Origin of the sequence: Caenibacillus caldisaponilyticus, from assembly GCF_002003465.1 — a bacterium.
Classification (GTDB): Bacteria; Bacillota; Bacilli; order Bacillales; family Sporolactobacillaceae; genus Caenibacillus; species Caenibacillus caldisaponilyticus.
In genome coordinates this window covers 1-920 of sequence record NZ_BDDQ01000123.1, presented here as the reverse complement: position 1 = coordinate 920, position 920 = coordinate 1, and the positions used below count along the sequence as shown (strand labels likewise).

Genomic DNA, 920 nt, shown 5'->3' with positions numbered 1-920 from the left:
TTCAGAAGATGAAATTGATTATGCTTGCGAGCATGTCAAAAGGGATATGGACATGCCTTTCCTTAGGCTGACGTGGAAAAAAGGCGTCGGACAGCTTTGCAAAAGAGAGGATATTAAAGAAGCCCTTCGATATGGTGTAGAAAACAAATACAATCCACTTGGGAATGGCTTCCATTGTGTACAAATTGGAGATGTCATTCCAGCCCCTGTAACTGGCTTTTCAAGAGTATTGGAGAACGGAGATATTTTGATTGAAACTTTTCCAACAGGATTATTTGGCATGAAAGATGGGAGAATCCCTCCAACGAAATATGTATTAAATAGCAACGGAGAGTGCGTTTTTTCCCATATTGAGGAATTCCATCAAAAAAGAGTTCTATCCGAAAAAACTGGGAGTTGGGAATCTTATCCTTGTGAACCATTCACCATCACTTTAAGTAACGACGAATTAGATAAACTAGCCGACATCACGAAGACGTTGCATCAGCTTGGCGAGGTGAATGTTGAATGGTACTCTTATCAAGGTAAGATTTATATTAAGGATCTCAGTATCGAAAATAGCAGTATCGTCGGTCAAAGTTGAGTCCGTAAAATTGTGTAAAAAGGAAATGTAAAAAGAGCCACGTTGCTTTCCCTTTGATAGAATGGACATTGACCAAAACAAAAAACAAAAAGGAGGAAAGCAACTATGGCTCAATACAATATTACAATAAGCGATGAAATCCTGCACGGGTTCTTGTCGCAAGATCAAGGACTGGCCAAACTGTTGGAACAGGTCTTGAATCAAATCCTTGAAGCCCAGTTAACGGATCAACTTGGCGCCGGCCGTTATGAGCGCACAGAGGAGCGAAAAGGCTATCGAAACGGGTCTTATCCCCGGCAATTGACGACTCGGGTGGGACGGTTGACCTTGCGCGTGC

At 42.1% G+C, this 920-nt stretch carries 2 protein-coding genes; both read left to right on the top strand.

Going from position 1 to position 920, the window contains the following annotated elements:
* Positions 1-583, top strand: a 583-nt coding sequence (locus CCB157_RS17790; RefSeq protein WP_158077371.1) for a hypothetical protein, incomplete at its 5' end; no start/stop codon positions are given.
* A gap of 105 nt (positions 584-688) precedes the next feature.
* A partial coding sequence (locus CCB157_RS16680; protein ID WP_193432331.1) for a transposase occupies positions 689-920 on the top strand: 232 nt, incomplete at its 3' end.